Here is an 18,255-nt window from a genome sequence, read left to right on the forward strand (position 1 = left end):
TAGAGTAGGTGATTTTATGAAAGATGATTATAGGTCTGAAGAAGAGGAGGAGTACGTCCCGAAGCCTGAGGATTTTCTTTTTGAGGAAGAGAATACAGAAGAAGAATTAAAAAAGAAACAATCAAAGAGAAACCTCGTCCGCATAGTAGGTGCTGGGATTGCTATTCTTCTTATTTTGCAAGTTTCCAACATTTGGTTTAACCTTTTTTCATCTGATTCCCGTGAATTAGTTCGGACGTCTGAAGAGTTAAGTCAACAAGAACACATTGCTAATTTTAAAGAAGCGGTAGTGACCATTCAAGGTAGCGGTGGAAGAGGGACAGGTTTTGCGATTTCACCTGATGGGTTTATATTAACGAATCATCATGTTATCCATAATCGGGAGCCGCTTGCTGTCGTATTTCCGAGTGGAGACATCTTTCATGCACAAATCATTCATTCTGAGGAAGACCTCGATGTTGCTTTGTTGAAAATTGATGGTAATGACGTACCATATTTGCCACTGCGTACGGAAGATGCAAAAGAGCAGGAGAAAATCTATGTGATTGGTAGTCCACTATCCCAAACACAGATTGTCAATAAGGGGGAAATCTTAAATGAGGAAGCCCCATATCAAGTGTTGAAGATTTCAAATGCAATTTTCCCTGGACATAGTGGTAGCCCTGTTTTATCTGAGGAAGGAGAAGTGGTCGGGGTGGTCTATGCAAGATCGCTTCCTTCTATCGGTAGTCAAGAAGAGGGACACGGGTTAGCTATTCCGATCGAACAAATTGTTGCTGAAATAGCTGAGGTAGAAGCACTCACGAATGAATAGTAGGCTCCATCTATTTGGGTGGGCCTGCTTTTCTGTATGAATAAACCAACACTTGTACTATTCGTTAAACTAGTGAAATAGGATAATAAGAAGAGGGATGGGGGGGGTATTTATGTCAACTGGTTTGCTTTTATTTTTCATGGCGTCAACCGTTCTTTTTCTTTGCTATTATTTGGTGATTGTTCAAAACCGTCATGAGTCACAAATGAATCTTATGATGACAGCAATGGCCGGAGGAATGACTGCTGGTATTTTATTTGGGACAATTATGGGTTTATTGTTAAGAGGAGATTTTATTCAGTCTACGATACTAGGAATTGTAATTGGAATGACAATAGGTGCTTTTATCGGATTGCCTCACCAGTTAATTACAACACTTGAAGGAATGTTAGCTGGTTTAATGGGCGGGATGATGGGGGCAATGATTGGGGAAATGTCTCCAATCGGCCAAGAAGATACGCTATTAAAATTTTTATTTATGATTAGTTTAATCGTTTTAGTAATTACGACTCGAATGTTCCACGCTGAATCTAAATCATTTATTGTGACTTTTTTAAGAAACCCTCTTATTGTATTTCTCCTTGTTTTGTTTGTCTTTTTTGCTCTAGAACAAGTGGATACTTTCTTTCCAGATGATCAAATCGATTCAAGTGAACATAAGCATTCCGTTTTAGGTTAGTCGTTGACAAGCAGTGTTTTTTATATGATAGTAGTATTATAAAAACAGGTGAAAGGAGATTCGCCAATGTCAAAAAAAATTGAGTTGAAGCAAATAGATCATCGACATTCCCGTGAAAAAGAACAGTTGGTGAATCGACTCAAACGAATCGAAGGGCAAGTAAGGGGAATTCAAAACATGGTAGAGAATGATCGATACTGTGTGGACATTCTTATTCAAATTTCTGCTATAAATGCAGCGATGAAAAAGGTAAGCTTGCAGTTAATGGAAAACCATACGAAGCACTGTGTAGCGGATGCAATTAAAAGCGGCAGTGGAGATGAATCAATTGCTGAGCTTATGGATGTCATTGAACGATTAACAAAAACGTAGTTTTAATTTTTTGTTATGTTGCTTACCCTAGGTGGGTATGGTACGATAGGTGTATCTTAATCAAGTAAAGGTGATGAAGAACATGGAAAAAACAACAATTCAAGTAAAAGGAATGTCTTGTAATCATTGTGTATCTGCAGTTGAGGGAAGTGTCGGAAAACTTGATGGAGTTCGTTCAGTCGAAGTAAACTTAGCAAATGGTACAGTCGTTGTAGATTACGAAGCAAGTAGCTTGTCACTTGATGCGATTAAAGAAGAGATTGAAGAGCAAGGGTATGATGTAGTCTAGTTCCTAAAGTAACGTGCCACAAAGGCACGTTTTCTTGTATGAAAAATATACCCTATAGGGGTAAGAGATAAGGCCTTTTCTAAGAGAGGGAGGGGAAGAATGATGGCAAAGGTAGAAATAACATTTTCCATCGGAGGTATGACCTGCGCTGCTTGCTCTGCAAGAGTAGAAAAAGGGATAAGAAGATTGGATGGGGTTCAAGAAGTCAATGTCAATCTGGCAACAGAACGAGCAAATGTTACTCTTGATACAGTTGAAACGAGTGTCAAACAAGTAACGGACAAAGTTGAAAAACTCGGATATGAAGTGAGAGTTTTAAAGGCTGACTTTCATGTAACAGGAATGACCTGTGCTGCTTGCTCAAGTCGGATTGAGAAGAAGTTGAATCGCCTCCATGGTGTTCAACAGGCAACAGTAAATCTAGCACTTGAAACAGCAACGGTCAAATATTTAGATGGAGCAGTTACAACTTCTGAAATGAAAAAGGCTGTTGATAAACTAGGATTTGGATTAGAAGAGAAAAATGAAGAGACTACGCAAATAGATGCAAAACAAAAAGAAATGGAAACCCAATTAGGCAAATTTTTATTTGCTGCGATTTTAACCTTGCCTTTATTTTGGTCGATGGTGACGCATTTTGAGTTTACATCGTTTATTTGGATGCCTGAGATGTTTATGAATCCTTGGGTACAATTAGCTCTGGCAACACCTGTTCAGTTTGTTGTTGGAGCCCAGTTTTACGTCGGTGCATATAAAGCATTGCGAAACAAAAGTGCGAATATGGATGTCCTTGTTGCCTTAGGAACATCAGCTGCATATTTTTATAGTATTTATTTAGGAATTGAGGCTATGGAGCACGGGATTGTGATGCCTGATTTATATTTTGAAACTTCTGCTGTCATCATTACACTTATAGTGCTAGGGAAGCTTTTTGAAGCACGGGCGAAAGGAAAAACAAGCCAGGCGATTCAGAAGTTATTAGGACTTCAAGTGAAAACAGCAACAATTATTAGCAATGGTGAGCCTATTACTATTGCTCTTTCAGATGTGAAAGTCGGAGATCATTTACTTGTAAGACCAGGAGAGAAAATTCCTGTAGATGGGAAAATTATTGAAGGACATTCAGCTGTAGATGAATCGATGATTACGGGGGAAAGTATCCCTATTGACAAACAAATAGGTGATGAAGTCATTGGTTCAACGATGAATAAAAATGGTTCGTTAACAATGGAAGCAACAAAAGTAGGAAAAGATACGGCCTTATCGCAAATTATAAAAATCGTTGAGAATGCCCAAGGGTCAAAAGCCAACATTCAGCGGATGACGGATAAAGTTTCGGGGATTTTTGTTCCAGTTGTTGTTGTCATTGCTGTTGTTTCGTTTTTTGTTTGGTATTTACTTATTACACCAGGGAATTTAGGTGCTGCATTATTTCCTACCATTTCGATTCTCGTTATTGCTTGTCCTTGTGCTCTTGGACTTGCAACACCGACCTCGATTATGGCCGGTTCTGGTCGTGCTGCTGAACTAGGGTTGCTTTTTAAAGGTGGGGAACATCTTGAAAATACACAGTCGATCCAAACGGTCGTTCTAGATAAAACAGGCACGGTTACTAAAGGTGAACCAATGTTAACGGATTTTCTAAGTGAAGAGATCGTAGAGAAGGATGAACTACTACGAATGGTAGCTTCAGCCGAAAGCAAATCAGAGCATCCTTTAGCACAAGCGATTGTACAATATGTAAAAGGGTTAAAGCTTGAACTATTAGAAATAAGTCATTTTGAAGCAATTCCTGGTCACGGAATTCGTGCTCTTGTAAATGGTTTTACAGTGATCGTTGGAACGAGAAAATTACTTGAAGATGAGAACATTGATTTTGAAAAGGCAAATGAGACGATGCTCGAGCTTGAAAATGAAGGGAAAACGGCTATGCTAATCGCTGTCGATGGTCAATATGCAGGCCTTGTGGCGGTTGCAGATACGGTAAAAGACACATCGAAACAAGCTATAACTAGGTTGAAAGAATTAGGGCTTGAAGTAATTATGTTAACAGGAGATAACAGCCGAACTGCTGAAGCGATTGCCAAGCAAGTAGGAATCGAAAATGTTGTTGCCCAAGTGCTGCCGCACGAAAAAAGTGCAGTTATCGAAAGGCTGCAAAAAGAAGGAAAAAAGGTTGCGATGGTGGGAGATGGGTTAAATGATGCACCTGCACTTGCTGTTGCAGATATCGGAATGGCTATTGGAACAGGGACAGATGTTGCAATTGAAGCAGCAGATATTACACTCATGCGTGGAGATTTAAATAGCGTAGCCGATGCGATTATGATGAGTCGAAAGACAATGGTAAATATTAAACAAAATTTATTTTTTGCCTTTGTATATAATTCATTAGGAATTCCAATTGCTGCTCTAGGTTTATTAGCCCCTTGGGTAGCAGGTGCTGCGATGGCATTTAGTTCAGTATCTGTTGTCTTAAATGCTCTACGACTACAAAAAACAAAGCTTGTTCAAACGGAAATGGAGAGTTCAAGATGACGAAAACAGTTCGCACCTGGGTAATTTCTGCTATTGCGATTTTACTTTCTGTCATAGGTATATACAATGTAGTTGCTGATACCGAGGCTGATCATCCTCATCTTCCAGATGACAGTCATGAGGAAAGTCATTAATAGATGGTGAAGTGTACACTTTTTTGTGTATACTAGAAGTCAATAAATTAGTTGAGATGAGGATTTCATATGACAAAGTCAGGACAAGAGAGAAAGAACATTCAACCAGGTATTGAAGTGGATATTGTCCTAAAGCAAGATCAACGTACGGGAAAAACGACTAGAGGAATCGTAAAAGACCTTTTAACAAAATCACCGCATCACCCTCATGGAATAAAAGTCCGACTTCAGGATGGTCAAGTAGGCCGGGTGAAAGCAATTATTAAAAATAGCTGAGCAAAAACTATTTGCTCAGCTATTTTTTTATGTTGAAATCGTACGAGAGAACTAGATTCATTTAAAATAAAAACAACGCAGCAATGGTTGAAACAATGAGCCCTAGCATTACAGGGATAAACGCTTTTCGGACGAGGTCCATTACAGGGACTTTTGCAAAACCGGCTACAGCTACTAATGAGGACCAGGCGATTAGAGTTCCTCCACCTACCCAGATGGAACCCATTTGACCGATGGCAGCAAGTGTAGCAACATCAATTCCAACGCTTTCACCTAATGCTCCTGATAACGCCCCTACTAATGGAAGTCCTGAGAAACCTGAGCCATCTAAGCCTGTAATCATTCCAATTAATAGAATGCCAAATGCGGCCAAAATAGAACTTTCAGGAATCACTTGCTGACCAGCTTGAACGAGGTCAAACAAGAAAGAAGGTGCTTGGTCAGCTTCCATCCCAAAGATTTTTGCTGAAAATTCTCCACTTCCTATAAAGAAGAAGCCAGCTATAGGGATCACTGGTCCCATTGCTTTAAAGGCAAAGACGAAACCTTTCACTAAAAAATCACTTACATTTGCGAGTGATTTTCTGAAATTATAGAAACTAGAAGCTACTACTAATAAGATAACAGCGGTCCCGCCGATTAATGAAGCACCAGCACCACCTTCCATATCCGGTATTGCGTCAGTAAACATTGAAAGCACCATATAGATCACAATAATTAGAAAAGAGATTGGTACTAACAATGCAAAGAACACTCGGTGTTTTTGAGTAGTGCTAGGAGTAATGGCTTCCTCTTCCATTTCGGGATTTCCTGCTTTTTCCCATGTAAGAAGATGCTCGCGTGAAGGAGCTTTGATTGACTTCCTAATGGAGAAATATGCATACGTTAGCGCAACAGCACCAGTAATGAGTGATAAAACTAACGCTCTGTCAGCAACAGGTCCGACATCAATACCTGCTGATGTTGCATTTAGCATCGGAGCAATTTGAATCATATAATCAGCAGATAACGCCATCCCTTGGCCGGCTAAAGAAATTGCAATGGCAGCACCAATCGGGGGCAAACCAGCCCTTATTGCAACAGGAATCAACAAGGCACCGATTAATGGGACAGCAGGTGTTGGCCAGAAAAATAGAGAGATCGCATAAGTGACAAAGACAATCACCCAAAAAGAAATATGCCCATTTTTCATAACACGTTGAAAAGGAGTGATCATTTGTTCATCCGCACCGATCGCTTTTAAAGAATGAAGTAAGGCAGTCATGATCGCGATAATGAGAAAAATATTAAAAAGCTCAGCAGCAGCAGTTAAACTTGCTTGAAAAATCGATTGAAGCCCAATGGAAAATGAGCCAGTATAAACCCATCCTACAAAGAAGGTCATTAACACAGCTGGCACGACGACATTCTGCCTGAAAAGCATTGTTATAATAATAATGAATGTGCCAATAAGGTAGATCCAATGAGGGGCAGTTAATTCCATAAGTTTTGCTCCTTTCTTTTGCAGTAAAGCCAAAACTTACAATAATATATGACAGGGACTAGGCATGGGTGTATTCAGCAAAAATATGAAACTATTTAGTTGTTCGAAATAAATAGTTGAATGTTGAGTGAAATGGGTGTAAGATTTTATTAGAATAGTTAGGGGGCTAAGTAATTGTGGATAGAAATTTAGAAGATCGAATTGGATATCAAATTGGTATTGTGGCCCACCTTATGCAAAATCAATTTAATCAAAAGTTAGCGGAATACGGGGTAACTCATGCCCAGTTTAAGGTGCTATATCAATTAACAGAGCATAGTGAACTCTTACAGTCTGCTTTACAAAACCGTTTATACATTAAAGCTTCTACAATGAATGGAATCATTGATTCTATGTTGAAAAATGGGCTGATTAATAAGAAAGAAAGTGAACAAGATAGACGGTCGAAAATTATTAGTTTAACGGAAAAAGGGAGAGACCTGGAAGAAAAACTATGGAATGAAATGGGCCAAATGGATGAAAAGCTTATGAATAATTTTTCTGACGAGGAAAAACAGTTGTTTTTCTCTTTTTTACGTAGAGTAGCATTTTTTTATAAAAATTAGAAAGTTGGTTATTACGAATGAAACAAAAGATGCAAAGTGAGCGACTTGGAACCGAACCGATTCCGAAGTTGTTAAAAAACTTGTCCATCCCGGCTATGATTGGGATGTTTGTGATGGCATTATACAATGTTGTCGATACGATTTTTATTTCATATGGAGTAGGAATTGATGCGGTTGCAGGGGTAACCATTGCTTTTCCGATCATGATGATTATGATGGCAGTGTCTGCTGCTATGGGGATTGGGGGAGCTTCTGTTATCTCTAGAAGATTAGGGGAGAGAAGAGAAGAAGAGGCGAATCATGTATTTGGGAATATTATTTCTGTCATTCTCATTATTAGTGTGTTAGGAATGATTGGCGCATTTACGATACTAGAACCAACTTTACGATTATTTGGAGCCACTCCTGACATATTAGGCTATTCATTTGATTACATGTTTCCCATTTTGTTAGGAACTTTTTTCTTCTCTTTTGCGTTTGCAACGAATAATATTGTTAGGTCAGAAGGCAATGCTCAATTTGCAATGATGACGATGATCATTCCAGCTGTCATTAATATTATATTGGATCCTATTTTTATTTTTGGATTTAACATGGGTGTTCAAGGGGCTGCCATTGCGACCGTTATCTCTCAAGCTTCAGTGACAATTGTTATTTTACGATATTTCTTAACAGGGAAAAGCTCATTGCAGCTACGGATGGCAGATTTGAAAATTAAGTTTGCAATTGTGAAAGAAGTAGTTGCAGTAGGGTTACCAGCATTTGCGCAACAGGCAGCAGGTAGTGTGATGATGATTGCGATCAATTCGATGCTCATTCGTTTTGGAGGCGATCTCCATGTTGGGGTATTTGGGATTATTCAACGAATTATTATGTTTACAGTCATGCCAATGCTTGGTGTTATGCAAGGAATGCAGCCGATTGTTGGGTATAACTACGGAGCTCAAAATTTTGATCGTTTACGTGAAACCGTCGTACTAAGTTTAAAAGTTACATTTTATATTTCGGTTTTCATTTTTATTTTAATTATGACTGTGCCTCATTTGTTGATGATGATATTCACGTCTAATCCAGTTGTCATTGATGCTGGTGTGGAGTATTTACGGATTATGTTTGCAGCCTTCTTCTTAATCGCTATTCAAGTAATTAGTAGTGGGTTATATCAAGCACTAGGTAAGCCAAAGCAAGCATTAATCTTATCATTATCACGACAACTGATCTTCTTAATCCCACTCGTGCTAATTTTGCCGCATTTCATTGGTGTTTATGGTGTCTTTTTGGCCTTTCCTATTTCAGATTTCTTTGCTTGCCTATTAGGAGCTATATTAATGTATCGTGATCGAGACATCTTTTTTGGAAAAGGGAGAGGAAGAGATAAGACGGAGGAAAATGCTGTTCCTGTATCACCAGGAACGTAAAGCCATGTATGAAGGAGGCCACTGGAAAAAGGTGAAAACCGTACCTTTTTAGGGGCTTTGGAAAACCACCCTTTTTCAGTTCCCTCGTATGAAGAGTACTGTTGGAAGAAAAAATAGACGAAAACAGAGAGTAACTCGCCATGAGCTACTCTCTGTTTTTAAAATGGTACAATGATGTAAGTTTACGTAAAAATAAAGCACATGCTGTTAAGTTAGAAAGTAGGGAAATAAATGAAGGATTTTCAAGCATTAGGTGTCAGTCAAGAATTACATGCAAGGTTAAAAGAGTACGGCATTACAAGTCCAACGCCGATCCAAGAAAAAGCAATCCCCTTTGTTCGTACTGGAGGGGATCTCATAGCTCAAGCACAGACAGGAACGGGTAAAACATTAGCGTTTCTTCTCCCAATTATTGAGAGCATTGATCCAAACAAGTCAAATGTTCAAGCGTTAATTGTCGCACCAACAAGAGAACTTGCTCTGCAGATTACAAATGAAGCAAAAAAGATGGTAGAGCACTTACCTACAATCGATGTGCTGGCCGTTTATGGAGGTCAAGATGTTGAACAGCAGCTACATAAATTAAAAGGAGCGATACAGATTATTATTGCAACACCTGGTAGGCTTCTTGATCATATTAGGCGGGAAACAATTGATCTAAGCGAAGTAAAGGTCCTTGTGTTAGATGAAGCAGACCAAATGCTGCATATGGGCTTTTTACAGGAAGTAAGAGAAGTGATTCGACAAACTCCCACCGTTAGGCAAACGTTGTTATTTTCAGCTACGATGCCTGAGGAAATCCGTGAACTAGCAAATGAGTATATGAAGCAGCCTGAAAATATTTATGTTGAACAAAAAAATGTGACGATTGACCGAATTAAACAGATGATTGTTGAAACAACGGATCGAGCGAAGCAAGATACACTGAGAACGGTTATGAAACAAGAACAACCGTTTTTAGCGATTATTTTCTGCCGTACAAAACGAAGAGCAAGCAAGTTAAATGCAGCCCTATTAGCGAATCGATATCTCGTAGATGAATTACATGGTGATTTGTCTCAGGCTAAACGTGAAAAAGTGATGAAAGCATTTCGGGAATGCCAAATTCAATATTTAGTCGCAACGGATGTCGCGGCCCGTGGATTAGATGTGGAAGGGGTGACTCACGTCTTTAATTACGACATTCCACACGATGTTGAAAGCTATATTCACCGCATAGGGAGGACGGGCCGTGCTGGAGAGGAAGGACGAGCTTTTACATTTGTTGCACCGAAAGATCGCCGTCACTTAGAGTTAATTGAAAATGGAATCGGAAAGAGGTTAGAACGACAAAGAATTGATCGTACTTAAAAGATGTCTTAAAAACATATAGGTTACAATAATTATGAAAAAACACGGGAGATTTTCTGACCTGTTTATAGAATACATTTATTTTTTTTCGTATAGTAGCAGTGTAGTCAACTAAATAACTGCTTCTATTTTCGTATAACCTTGAGTAATATGGACCAAGGGTTTCTACTTGGAACCGTAAATTCCTAGCTACGAAAAAATGTGTATGATTGCTGCTTGAAAAGGTGAAAAGGGAACCATTTTCAGTGGACTATTGCACATTTTTTGTAGCTTTTTTGTGCGGCTATATTCTTAATTTGGGGTGGTTTCCTTGAGTAAAATATTACTTAAACAAGCTGAAATCGTGACGATGAACGAAAGTGATGATATTTTTGTTGGAGATATTTTAATTGAACATGATCGAATAAAAGAAATAGGAGTAAATTTAGATCCGCCAACTGTAGATAAAGTGATTGATGCTTCTAACAAGACAGTCATTCCCGGATTTGTTCAGACGCATATTCATTTGTGTCAAACCGTGTTCCGTGGAAGGGCCGATGATCTAGAATTGTTAGATTGGTTAAAAAAACGGATTTGGCCACTAGAGGCAGCACATGATGAGGAATCCGTATACTACTCAGCTCTGTTAGGTATCGGTGAATTGATCCAAAGTGGGACGACATCTATTGTTGATATGGAGACAGTACATCATACGGATTCAGCTTTTCAAGCCATTGCTTCAAGTGGAATACGGGCATTATCAGGGAAAGTCATGATGGATAAAGGAGACGAAGTGCCAAAAGTATTGCAAGAAAATACAAAACAATCGGTTCAAGAAAGTGTTGATTTGTTAGAAAAATGGCATAACTATGATGATGGTCGAATAAAGTATGCCTTTTCGCCTAGGTTCGTTGTATCTTGCACGGAACCTCTCTTAAAAGAGGTTGCCAATCTTTCAGCTCATTATGGAGTCAATGTGCATACTCATGCTTCGGAAAATCGCGGTGAAATCAAAATTGTTGAACATGAAACGGGAATGAAAAATATTGAGTATTTGGATCATATCGGCCTAGCTAATGATCGCCTTATTTTGGCTCATTGCGTCTGGTTAAGTGAGAATGAAAAGCGAATTATTAAAGAAAAGGGGATCCATGTGAGCCATTGTCCAGGCTCTAATTTAAAACTAGCATCAGGAGTTGCTGAGATTCCAAGTTTACTAAATGAACAAGTTTCAGTAAGTCTTGGTGCGGATGGGGCACCATGCAATAATAATCTTGACATGTTTAATGAAATGCGTTTGGCTGCCCTTATTCAAAAACCACTTCATGGACCTACGACAATGGATGCTAAGACAGTATTAAAGATGGCGACAATTGGTGGAGCAAAAGCGATTGGTTTGGAAAGTGATATTGGAAGTATTGAAGTCGGTAAGAAAGCAGATTTAATCATGTTAGATTTGCACAACTTTCATACGTACCCGTCCTTTAATGTTGATCCGATTTCTCGTATTGTTTATTCAGCTACTAGAGCTGATGTTATTACATCAATTATCAATGGGAACATCGTTATGGAGAACCGTATAATGAAAACGTTGGATAAGGCTATGGTTTTAGCAGAAGCAAATCGATCGATTCAACGAATGACAAAAAGAATGGTAAACATTGTTTAGTTTAGATGTTTAAGGTTAAAAGGGAAGTGATCGTTTTGAGTGAGCAAACTTATTTGGTATTTGTTTATGGGACATTAAGGAAAGGAGGAGCAAATGCTCATTATTTAAATGAAGCAAAAGTCATTTCTTTAACATCATGGGCTTTAGGCGAGTTACATGATACTGGGTACGGATATCCAGTCTTAAAAGACAACCCAGAACGTAAAGTATCAGGTGAATTATATGAAGTTACAATCGATGAATTAGTGCAGATCGATCAATTAGAAGACTACGTATCTGGCCGTAAATCAAATGAATATGACCGAGTGGTGAGGACTGTATATACAGAAGAGGGGGAAAGAGAAGCGTTTGTTTACATTGCAGGGAAACAACTATCAGATTGTTACAATACTATTGAGGAAAACGATTGGATTTTATATAGAAAATGTTGAAATTACAGTATTGGATACTATTTTCTTTAGAAGTAGGAAGAATCACTTTATGTGATTTTTCCTACTCTTTGTCATTTTTATGACGTTTTTGTAAGTACATAATTCAATAATGAACTGGGAACATTTTACTTATGGACCAAATTATATGGAGGGGTGTTTAATGAGGCGTAAGAGAAAAGGTTTCAAGTTTAAACAGTTATTTCCCCCTCAACCACATGATGATAATAAAGCAAATCAGGACATTAAAGAGCCTATAACAAAAGATGCGATCAAAAAAAGCTTAGCCGATGTTGATGACTTTGTTATGAAAGAAATAAAAATTGGTGATAAAACGGTAACAATCGTTTATTTAAATACGATTGTCGAAACGTCTATTATCGATGAATTAGTATTTAATCCGCTAAACCAGTCAACATCCACTAAAGCAGATGAAATTTTTAAAAATTATACGACACAACTGTTGGCCAGGAATATGTTCGTCTCGTTCAATCGATCGTCCTGCCTACGTTTACGATTGCATCATTTACTATTAGCCTTTTTTTTGTTGTAACCTGTATCGTCTTAGGGGGAATTAAGTCTGTTGCTCGCTTTTACATGTTTTCCTTTTTTTTGACCGGTTGGATGATCGTCTTTCTTCAGTGGCCATTACAAGCAGGAAATTGGCTTCACGTTGTTCCTACATTTGAAGTAAGTGGAACTGCTTGGCTAGAAGCTCTATATGACGGCTCCATTGCGATGTTTGGCTACGGATTGATCATGTTTTACTTCCCGTATATAAAAAACCAAAAAAAAGCTTTCCTTTATGCGTCTTTAGGTATTTGGATTGCTGTTACGTATTACTTTCTCGTTTCAATAGCCGCTGTTGCTTACTTTTCACCATGGCAAATAGATAATTTGCTATACCCTGTGTTAAATCTATTTCAAGCAATCCAATTGCCGTTTGTGGAACGGATTGAAAATTTTGGTACTACACTGTGGGTGTTTCTAGTACTTTCAACATCGGCTACGTATTTATGGGTAGCAGAAAAAGGGATGGATGCCCTTTTTAACAGACATAAAAATCGAACGTGGCATGGCTATGTTGTAGTTCTAGTAGCCACTGTCAGTATTATCGGACCCATCCCCATTCATATTCAAGATTTAATTTTTGATGATTTGAGTACTTATTTTGCTTATGCATTAAACACATCACCAATCTTGCTGCTTCTCATTCATAAAGTGAAAAATAAGTTGAGGAAGGAGACGAAAGAGAAAGGAGTGGCTTCATGAAGAAAGCAGCACTATTAATGATGGCTATTTTATTGCTATTTGGTTGTGCTGACCCTAATTTGGAGCATCCAGTAATTGAGGACTTAGGAATGGTGATGATGGATGTGTCAACTTTAACAGAAAAAACCCTTACTTCTGCACAATTGCGAGTCGTGTTATTTAGCGAAGAGTTTGCAAGAAAAAGAGGAGTAATGAAAGAGCTAGAAAATCTTTATCGTGATCCACAAGTTGGCTCAAATGTTTTTGTAGCTGTTGTGAAAGGAACTGTGGAGGATATTTTGACAGCAACGTATAAAGATAAACCTGAAATTAACAATTATATAAATGAATTATTAACCGTGGAAGTATTGTTGATTACGATGGAACGAGGTATTTGTCTGTACGAGATAACAGGGAGGAAGTAGAAGAAGAAGCGAGTAAGCATCTTGAGCAAAAGGTGTTACGAGCTCTTGCATCTTTTCAAGAAGCTGAAGTGGACCCGATTGGGTTTGGCGATTATTTCCGATTAAACAATGCAAAAGAATGGTCTAAAAAAAGTGGGTAGAAGGATTTAGCCGAGCAGATATAACAACCCATGTAGAATTAAGGATCGTTTCAACAGGTACACTAAAGTAAACTAGCACTAGCTAAGGTGCTAGTTTCTTTAGTGTATATTGGTGGATAAATGGAAAGGTTACATAAATCTTGCTGTACAGGAAACGATAAAAGGGTAGAACGACGGAAACTTGAGGTGAACGAAGAAGTGGTTACCTTAATCTTTTTTGTTATTTTAGTTTCAATGGTCCTCTTGATGGCGGTGTTTGACACGATCATTTACGGAATGTCTTTTTTAGAAAGCATTATTCATATTTATCCATTTGAATTAGGGACGAGACGAACGATTGTGACAGCGGCTGCTGTCGTAGGGTTATTGGTTGCTGTATATATTGACTACAAAGAAAAGAAAAATCAAAAGGGGCAACAATCTGTAAACAAGTGAGTGAGTGCTATGAAGGCAAATGGGAACGAAAAAATATCATTATGGCAATTATTTATTTTAATCACGATTTTTGCGATAGGAACAGCCGTAGTGGTAGGTACAGGGGAAGAAGCTAAGCAAGATGTATGGATTTCTGAAGTAATTGCAGCATCGGTGGGGGTAATCATTGTATGGAGTTACTTTCAACTAATCTCATTTTCTGATCAGAAAAATTTATATGAAATGCTTTTTTTTGCATTTGGAAAAATTCTCGGTACATTCATGTGCATACTTTACGCGCTTTATTTTTTTTATATTGCTTCAAGAAATATTCGCGACTTTGGGGAGCTAATGAATATTACCATTTTGCCGTTTACTCCGATGGAAGTTATCGTAATTGCAATGATGCTTCCTGTTATGTATACCGTCTATTTAGGTCTTGAAGTGCTTGCTCGTGTGACGGAGGTTATTTCTCCATATATTATCGGGATATTAATTGTTGTAGGACTCTTACTTTTTTTTAGTGAAGGCCTGCAATTTACTCATTTACTTCCTATTCTAGGGGAAGGGTTTGGTCCTGTTTTTGAGGCGGTATTCCCTACATTGCTAACGTTTCCTTATGGTGAAGTCATTGTTTTTACCGTTATAATGACAGCTACAACCCGATTTTCACATGTAGGAAAAGTAGGGGGCGCAGCCGTAGCGGCAAGTGGCCTATTAATCATATATGCCAATGTTATTCAAGTTGCTGCTCTTGGAGTTGATTTGAAAACGAGGACGCTGTTTCCATTAATGACAGCCGCGAGAGAGATTATGTTAATGGAGTTCATCGAGCGTGTAGATATATTGGTCGTCTTTATTTTAATGTGTGGGGTTTTTATCAAAGTAAGTGTCTTCTTCTATGCGGGACTAAAAGGATTGGAGTACATTTTTTTAATTCCCATTAATAAATATATTATTCCTATTGGTATGTTGATTCCGTTCTTTGCCGTATTGAACTCCGTAAACATTGTAGAACATTTTGAAGAGGGCTTGGTTATTGTTCCTTATTTGCTACATCTTCCATTACAATTTGGAATACCAGTGCTGTTGTTTTGTATCATTTGGATGAAAAAAAGAAAGAATAAATCAGTTTCGGGAGGGATCGCATCGTGAAAAAAGTATTTAGACAGATCATCTCCTCCATGAAAGTCGATGGTACGAATCACAAAACGACTCCTGAAGACCTAGTAGATGATCAAAATGGTTTAATTAGCATATCACCGTCCATAAAAAAAAATGAAGAAGAATTTAATCAAACGTTCGAGAAAAATTATGATTTTTATATGGAAAAAGTCTTTGTCGGTAAGCAAGAAGGATTACTTCTTTACTTGACTAGTATGGTTGATCTTCCGACTGTAGCTGAGACGATTCGGCCGGCACTTGCTAATGCATACAGAAATCAAAAACAGGTAACAACAGTTTCACAGCTTGAAAATTTTCAGAAAGAATTTTTTTCTAGTAACAATTGCATTGTTATAGAATACAACCATGAAGTAAGCTGGTATATTCTCTCAGGTTTTACCGTCATTTTAATTGATGGATTATCAAAAGCGATTGCAATCAGCACGATTACGACAGAAAGTAGAGCAGTCGAACAGTCGAAAACACAAACGATCGTTCGTGGTCCGCAAGATAGTTTCACAGAAGTGAAAGCGACAAATGTTAGTTTAATTAGAAGAAGAATTAAAAATCCTCACTTGAAAGTTGAACAATTCACTGTAGGAAAAGATACACAAACAGCAGTTTGTATTGCCTATTTGGACAATGTTGCTAGCGAGGAGATCGTAAGACAGGTTAGACAACGAGTTAAGGATATTAAGGGCAGTGCGATCTTTGATTCTGGTAATATTGAAGAATTTATTGCAGATCGTGTCATTACTCCCTTTCCGATGTTGTATCATACTGACCGTCCTGATACGGTATCAGCAAATATCGTAGAAGGAAAAGTCGCTGTCATTGTTGATGGAACCCCGTACGTTCTTTTGGCACCTGTTGTTTTCACTGACTTTTTCCAAGTAAGTGAAGATTACTATCAAGGTTTTATGATGGCATCGATGCTACGATTGCTTAGGTATTTGGCGTTTTTAATTGCATTGTTGTTACCATCTTTCTATATTGGTTTAACAACATATCATCCGCAATTAATTCCAACAGGGTTAATTATTAGTATTCAAGCGCAAAGGGAAGGGGTACCTTTTCCTGCTGTTGTTGAATTGTTATTAATGGAAGTAACATTTGAAATTTTGCGAGAGGCTGGAGTTAGGATGCCTCGGGTTGTAGGTCAGACAGTTTCGATTGTTGGAGCTCTCGTTATCGGTCAAGCAGCCGTTGAAGCAGGAGTTGTTTCTCATTTTCTTGTTATTACTGTCGCTTTAACGGCAATGGCAGGGTTTGTTGCACCTGTTTATTCCTTTGCGAATTCCACTCGTTTGCTCCGGTTTGCATTGATCTTCATGACAGCAGCGCTCGGGTTATTTGGAACGATCATTGGGTTTTTAATGATCATTGCTCATTTAGCAAGCTTACGATCATTTGGTGTTCCGTATTTAGCACCAATGGGCCCATTTATTTTAGAGGACCAGAAAGATGTGTTTGTGCGTTTGCCGATACAACTGATGAAGCGTAGACCTAATTACTTGCATCCAAAAGCCGATGTGAAAGAACCAAACGCTAATCCACTACCTTCTAAGCAAAAGGAGGAAAGTTCATGAGAGGGAAAGGAATCTTACTCGTCCTTTCTGTAATCGTTATTCTATCGGGCTGCTGGGATCGTAAAGAATTAGATCAAGTGTCTCTAGTTACAGGATTAGCTCTAGAAGTAAGTGATGATGAGGCGTTTAGCTTAACGATTGAAGCGATCAATGCGAGCGAGCTAAATGACCAAACTGCAGAAGGGATGACTCCGACAATTACGTATGAGCTCAAAGGACTAACAATGGCTGAATTGCTTAATAAAATGAATTTGGGAATTACAAGGGAGTTGAATTTTTCGCATACGAGAACGTTAATCATCGATGAGAAGGTAGCAAAAGAAGGAATATCAAGGTTTTTACAGTTTTTAGAGAAAAGCGGACAATTTCGTAATGATTTTCAAATTATTGTCGCAAGAGGAGTCAGGGCAAAGGACATTATAACAACGACTTACCCTATTCAGAAAGTCCCTTCGTTGAAAATGTATGAGCAATTTCGTACGATCAAAGATAATTGGGGAGGGTACCCAGATTCAGCTCTTACCGATTTTGTGTTTGCCTTGACTTCACCGGGGAGACATCCGGTAGCAGCTGCGGTTACGATTAGGGGAAATCCTAATGAAGGTCGTAATGTCGACGATAACAGAGAGCTAGATTTAAATGCGGTAATTGAGTATGACGGTATGGCGATGTTTCATAAGGATCGCTTAGTCGGATTTCTATCGGCAGAAGACACACGAAACTATATGTGGACTCAAGATATTGATCAAACTACGGCAACTGCTGATTGCGGCGAGGATGGATTCTTTGCATTGCAAGTTTATAATTCCCATACAAAAGTGACTGCAAATTATGATGGTGATGCTCCAGCTTTTACACTACGAATCATCATTGAGGGAGATATCCACGATAATCAATGTCCAGATTCCTTAGGTGAGATTAGCACGTACGAAAGATATCAAAGCATTATGGAAGACCATTTAGAACAAAAACTTACAACAACGATTACGAACGTACAGAACAAGTATGGGGTTGATGTATTTGGATTTGGCGAGCATTTAAGCAAGCAACAATATAAAAAATTCAAAGAACACAAAGATGATTGGGATGAGGAATTTAAAAAAGCCAAAATAAGTGTTAATGCTAAGGTTTATATAAGAAGAGATGGGATGAGGACAAAGAGTTTTATTGAACAAGTGGATGAATAAGGGTAAGATTAGAAGTGTGAAGATATCAAACTGTAAAAGGTGTATTTGGAA

The 18,255-nt window shown here is 38.3% G+C and carries 21 protein-coding genes and 1 riboswitch; of the genes, 20 read left to right on the forward strand and 1 reads right to left on the reverse strand.

All coding sequences use genetic code 11. The annotated features are described in order from the left end of the window. Positions 1 to 16: 16 nt before the first annotated feature. From SAY88_RS10035 to SAY88_RS10065, 7 genes are all read left to right on the forward strand, one after another. Entirely contained in the window at positions 17 to 814 is a 798-nt protein-coding gene (locus SAY88_RS10035) for a S1C family serine protease (protein ID WP_332631525.1), read from the forward strand. A 112-nt stretch (positions 815 to 926) separates the two neighbouring features. Further along, positions 927 to 1,493: a hypothetical protein gene (locus SAY88_RS10040; protein WP_332631526.1), complete on the forward strand. Its 567-nt coding sequence runs from the start codon at positions 927 to 929 to the stop codon at positions 1,491 to 1,493. 66 nt (positions 1,494 to 1,559) lie between these two features. Further along, entirely contained in the window at positions 1,560 to 1,865 is a 306-nt protein-coding gene (locus SAY88_RS10045; protein WP_250096358.1) for a metal-sensing transcriptional repressor, read from the forward strand. 82 nt (positions 1,866 to 1,947) lie between these two features. Then, a complete protein-coding gene (gene copZ / locus SAY88_RS10050; RefSeq protein WP_332631528.1) occupies positions 1,948 to 2,154 on the forward strand; it encodes a copper chaperone CopZ in 207 nt (68 codons plus the stop codon). 99 nt (positions 2,155 to 2,253) lie between these two features. Next, on the forward strand, positions 2,254 to 4,692 hold the full coding sequence (locus SAY88_RS10055) for a heavy metal translocating P-type ATPase (protein WP_332631530.1): 2,439 nt from the start codon (positions 2,254 to 2,256) through the stop codon (positions 4,690 to 4,692). Further along, positions 4,689 to 4,826 carry a hypothetical protein gene (locus tag SAY88_RS10060; protein WP_332631532.1) on the forward strand — a complete coding sequence of 46 codons (138 nt, stop codon included), beginning with the start codon at positions 4,689 to 4,691 and terminating at the stop codon, positions 4,824 to 4,826. Before SAY88_RS10055 ends, SAY88_RS10060 begins: the two co-directional genes overlap by 4 nt. A 69-nt stretch (positions 4,827 to 4,895) precedes the next feature. After that, complete coding sequence (locus SAY88_RS10065; RefSeq protein ID WP_332631534.1) at positions 4,896 to 5,102, forward strand: YwbE family protein; 207 nt, start codon at positions 4,896 to 4,898, stop codon at positions 5,100 to 5,102. Between the two features lie 61 nt (positions 5,103 to 5,163). On the opposite strand, the gene SAY88_RS10070 is transcribed toward SAY88_RS10065, so the two are convergent. Continuing rightward, complete coding sequence (locus SAY88_RS10070) at positions 5,164 to 6,585, reverse strand: hypothetical protein (RefSeq protein ID WP_332631536.1); 1,422 nt, start codon at positions 6,583 to 6,585, stop codon at positions 5,164 to 5,166. A gap of 176 nt (positions 6,586 to 6,761) precedes the next feature. Here SAY88_RS10070 and SAY88_RS10075 point away from each other — a divergent pair, with 176 nt between their 5' ends. The 13 genes from SAY88_RS10075 to SAY88_RS10135 all read left to right on the forward strand — a co-directional run bounded on the left by SAY88_RS10075 (position 6,762) and on the right by SAY88_RS10135 (position 18,204). After that, complete coding sequence (locus tag SAY88_RS10075) at positions 6,762 to 7,190, forward strand: MarR family winged helix-turn-helix transcriptional regulator (protein ID WP_332631537.1); 429 nt, start codon at positions 6,762 to 6,764, stop codon at positions 7,188 to 7,190. A 17-nt stretch (positions 7,191 to 7,207) separates the two neighbouring features. Next, positions 7,208 to 8,608, forward strand: coding sequence for an MATE family efflux transporter (locus tag SAY88_RS10080; RefSeq protein WP_332631538.1), 1,401 nt, complete (start codon positions 7,208 to 7,210; stop codon positions 8,606 to 8,608). Between the two features lie 231 nt (positions 8,609 to 8,839). Beyond that, positions 8,840 to 9,958: a DEAD/DEAH box helicase gene (locus tag SAY88_RS10085; RefSeq protein ID WP_332631539.1), complete on the forward strand. Its 1,119-nt coding sequence runs from the start codon at positions 8,840 to 8,842 to the stop codon at positions 9,956 to 9,958. A gap of 111 nt (positions 9,959 to 10,069) precedes the next feature. Next, positions 10,070 to 10,170, forward strand: a riboswitch (purine riboswitch). Between the two features lie 98 nt (positions 10,171 to 10,268). Next, complete coding sequence (locus SAY88_RS10090) at positions 10,269 to 11,606, forward strand: 5'-deoxyadenosine deaminase (protein WP_332631541.1); 1,338 nt, start codon at positions 10,269 to 10,271, stop codon at positions 11,604 to 11,606. 35 nt (positions 11,607 to 11,641) lie between these two features. Further along, positions 11,642 to 12,037 carry a gamma-glutamylcyclotransferase family protein gene (locus tag SAY88_RS10095; RefSeq protein WP_332631542.1) on the forward strand — a complete coding sequence of 132 codons (396 nt, stop codon included), beginning with the start codon at positions 11,642 to 11,644 and terminating at the stop codon, positions 12,035 to 12,037. A gap of 160 nt (positions 12,038 to 12,197) precedes the next feature. Next, a complete protein-coding gene (locus SAY88_RS10100) occupies positions 12,198 to 12,587 on the forward strand; it encodes a hypothetical protein (protein ID WP_332631543.1) in 390 nt (129 codons plus the stop codon). Continuing rightward, positions 12,551 to 13,306, forward strand: a complete 756-nt coding sequence (locus SAY88_RS10105; protein WP_332631619.1) for a GerAB/ArcD/ProY family transporter — start codon at positions 12,551 to 12,553, stop codon at positions 13,304 to 13,306. The genes SAY88_RS10100 and SAY88_RS10105 overlap by 37 nt, the downstream gene beginning before the upstream one ends. After that, positions 13,303 to 13,710, forward strand: a complete 408-nt coding sequence (locus SAY88_RS10110; RefSeq protein ID WP_332631544.1) for a Ger(x)C family spore germination protein — start codon at positions 13,303 to 13,305, stop codon at positions 13,708 to 13,710. The genes SAY88_RS10105 and SAY88_RS10110 overlap by 4 nt, the downstream gene beginning before the upstream one ends. Next, positions 13,680 to 13,850 carry a Ger(x)C family spore germination C-terminal domain-containing protein gene (locus SAY88_RS10115; protein ID WP_332631545.1) on the forward strand — a complete coding sequence of 57 codons (171 nt, stop codon included), beginning with the start codon at positions 13,680 to 13,682 and terminating at the stop codon, positions 13,848 to 13,850. Before SAY88_RS10110 ends, SAY88_RS10115 begins: the two co-directional genes overlap by 31 nt. A 120-nt stretch (positions 13,851 to 13,970) precedes the next feature. After that, positions 13,971 to 14,285, forward strand: coding sequence for a hypothetical protein (locus SAY88_RS10120; RefSeq protein WP_332631547.1), 315 nt, complete (start codon positions 13,971 to 13,973; stop codon positions 14,283 to 14,285). Positions 14,286 to 14,294: 9 nt separating this feature from the next. Further along, on the forward strand, positions 14,295 to 15,419 hold the full coding sequence (locus tag SAY88_RS10125) for a GerAB/ArcD/ProY family transporter (RefSeq protein ID WP_332631548.1): 1,125 nt from the start codon (positions 14,295 to 14,297) through the stop codon (positions 15,417 to 15,419). Further along, positions 15,416 to 17,017, forward strand: coding sequence for a spore germination protein (locus SAY88_RS10130; protein WP_332631550.1), 1,602 nt, complete (start codon positions 15,416 to 15,418; stop codon positions 17,015 to 17,017). The genes SAY88_RS10125 and SAY88_RS10130 overlap by 4 nt, the downstream gene beginning before the upstream one ends. Further along, the gene (locus SAY88_RS10135; protein ID WP_332631551.1) at positions 17,014 to 18,204 is read left to right on the forward strand and encodes a Ger(x)C family spore germination protein; all 1,191 of its coding nucleotides are present in this window, start codon (positions 17,014 to 17,016) and stop codon (positions 18,202 to 18,204) included. The genes SAY88_RS10130 and SAY88_RS10135 overlap by 4 nt, the downstream gene beginning before the upstream one ends. The last annotated feature ends 51 nt before the right edge of the window (positions 18,205 to 18,255 follow it).

Source organism: Halalkalibacter flavus (assembly GCF_036663575.1).
Taxonomy (GTDB): Bacteria; Bacillota; Bacilli; order Bacillales; family Bacillaceae_D; genus Halalkalibacter; species Halalkalibacter flavus.

Bases quoted from the DNA above. Each gene is read 5' to 3' on its own strand.
- SAY88_RS10045 (WP_250096358.1), top strand. From the start codon at position 1,560: ATGTCAAAAAAAATTGAGTTGAAGCAAATAGATCATCGACATTCCCGT.
- SAY88_RS10085 (WP_332631539.1), top strand. From the start codon at position 8,840: ATGAAGGATTTTCAAGCATTAGGTGTCAGTCAAGAATTACATGCAAGG.
- SAY88_RS10135 (WP_332631551.1), top strand. From the start codon at position 17,014: ATGAGAGGGAAAGGAATCTTACTCGTCCTTTCTGTAATCGTTATTCTA.
- SAY88_RS10080 (WP_332631538.1), top strand. From the start codon at position 7,208: ATGAAACAAAAGATGCAAAGTGAGCGACTTGGAACCGAACCGATTCCG.
- SAY88_RS10065 (WP_332631534.1), top strand. From the start codon at position 4,896: ATGACAAAGTCAGGACAAGAGAGAAAGAACATTCAACCAGGTATTGAA.
- SAY88_RS10035 (WP_332631525.1), top strand. From the start codon at position 17: ATGAAAGATGATTATAGGTCTGAAGAAGAGGAGGAGTACGTCCCGAAG.
- SAY88_RS10055 (WP_332631530.1), top strand. From the start codon at position 2,254: ATGATGGCAAAGGTAGAAATAACATTTTCCATCGGAGGTATGACCTGC.
- copZ (WP_332631528.1), top strand. From the start codon at position 1,948: ATGGAAAAAACAACAATTCAAGTAAAAGGAATGTCTTGTAATCATTGT.
- SAY88_RS10060 (WP_332631532.1), top strand. From the start codon at position 4,689: ATGACGAAAACAGTTCGCACCTGGGTAATTTCTGCTATTGCGATTTTA.
- SAY88_RS10100 (WP_332631543.1), top strand. From the start codon at position 12,198: ATGAGGCGTAAGAGAAAAGGTTTCAAGTTTAAACAGTTATTTCCCCCT.
- SAY88_RS10120 (WP_332631547.1), top strand. From the start codon at position 13,971: ATGGAAAGGTTACATAAATCTTGCTGTACAGGAAACGATAAAAGGGTA.
- SAY88_RS10110 (WP_332631544.1), top strand. From the start codon at position 13,303: ATGAAGAAAGCAGCACTATTAATGATGGCTATTTTATTGCTATTTGGT.
- SAY88_RS10070 (WP_332631536.1), bottom strand. From the start codon at position 6,585: ATGGAATTAACTGCCCCTCATTGGATCTACCTTATTGGCACATTCATT.
- SAY88_RS10125 (WP_332631548.1), top strand. From the start codon at position 14,295: ATGAAGGCAAATGGGAACGAAAAAATATCATTATGGCAATTATTTATT.
- SAY88_RS10040 (WP_332631526.1), top strand. From the start codon at position 927: ATGTCAACTGGTTTGCTTTTATTTTTCATGGCGTCAACCGTTCTTTTT.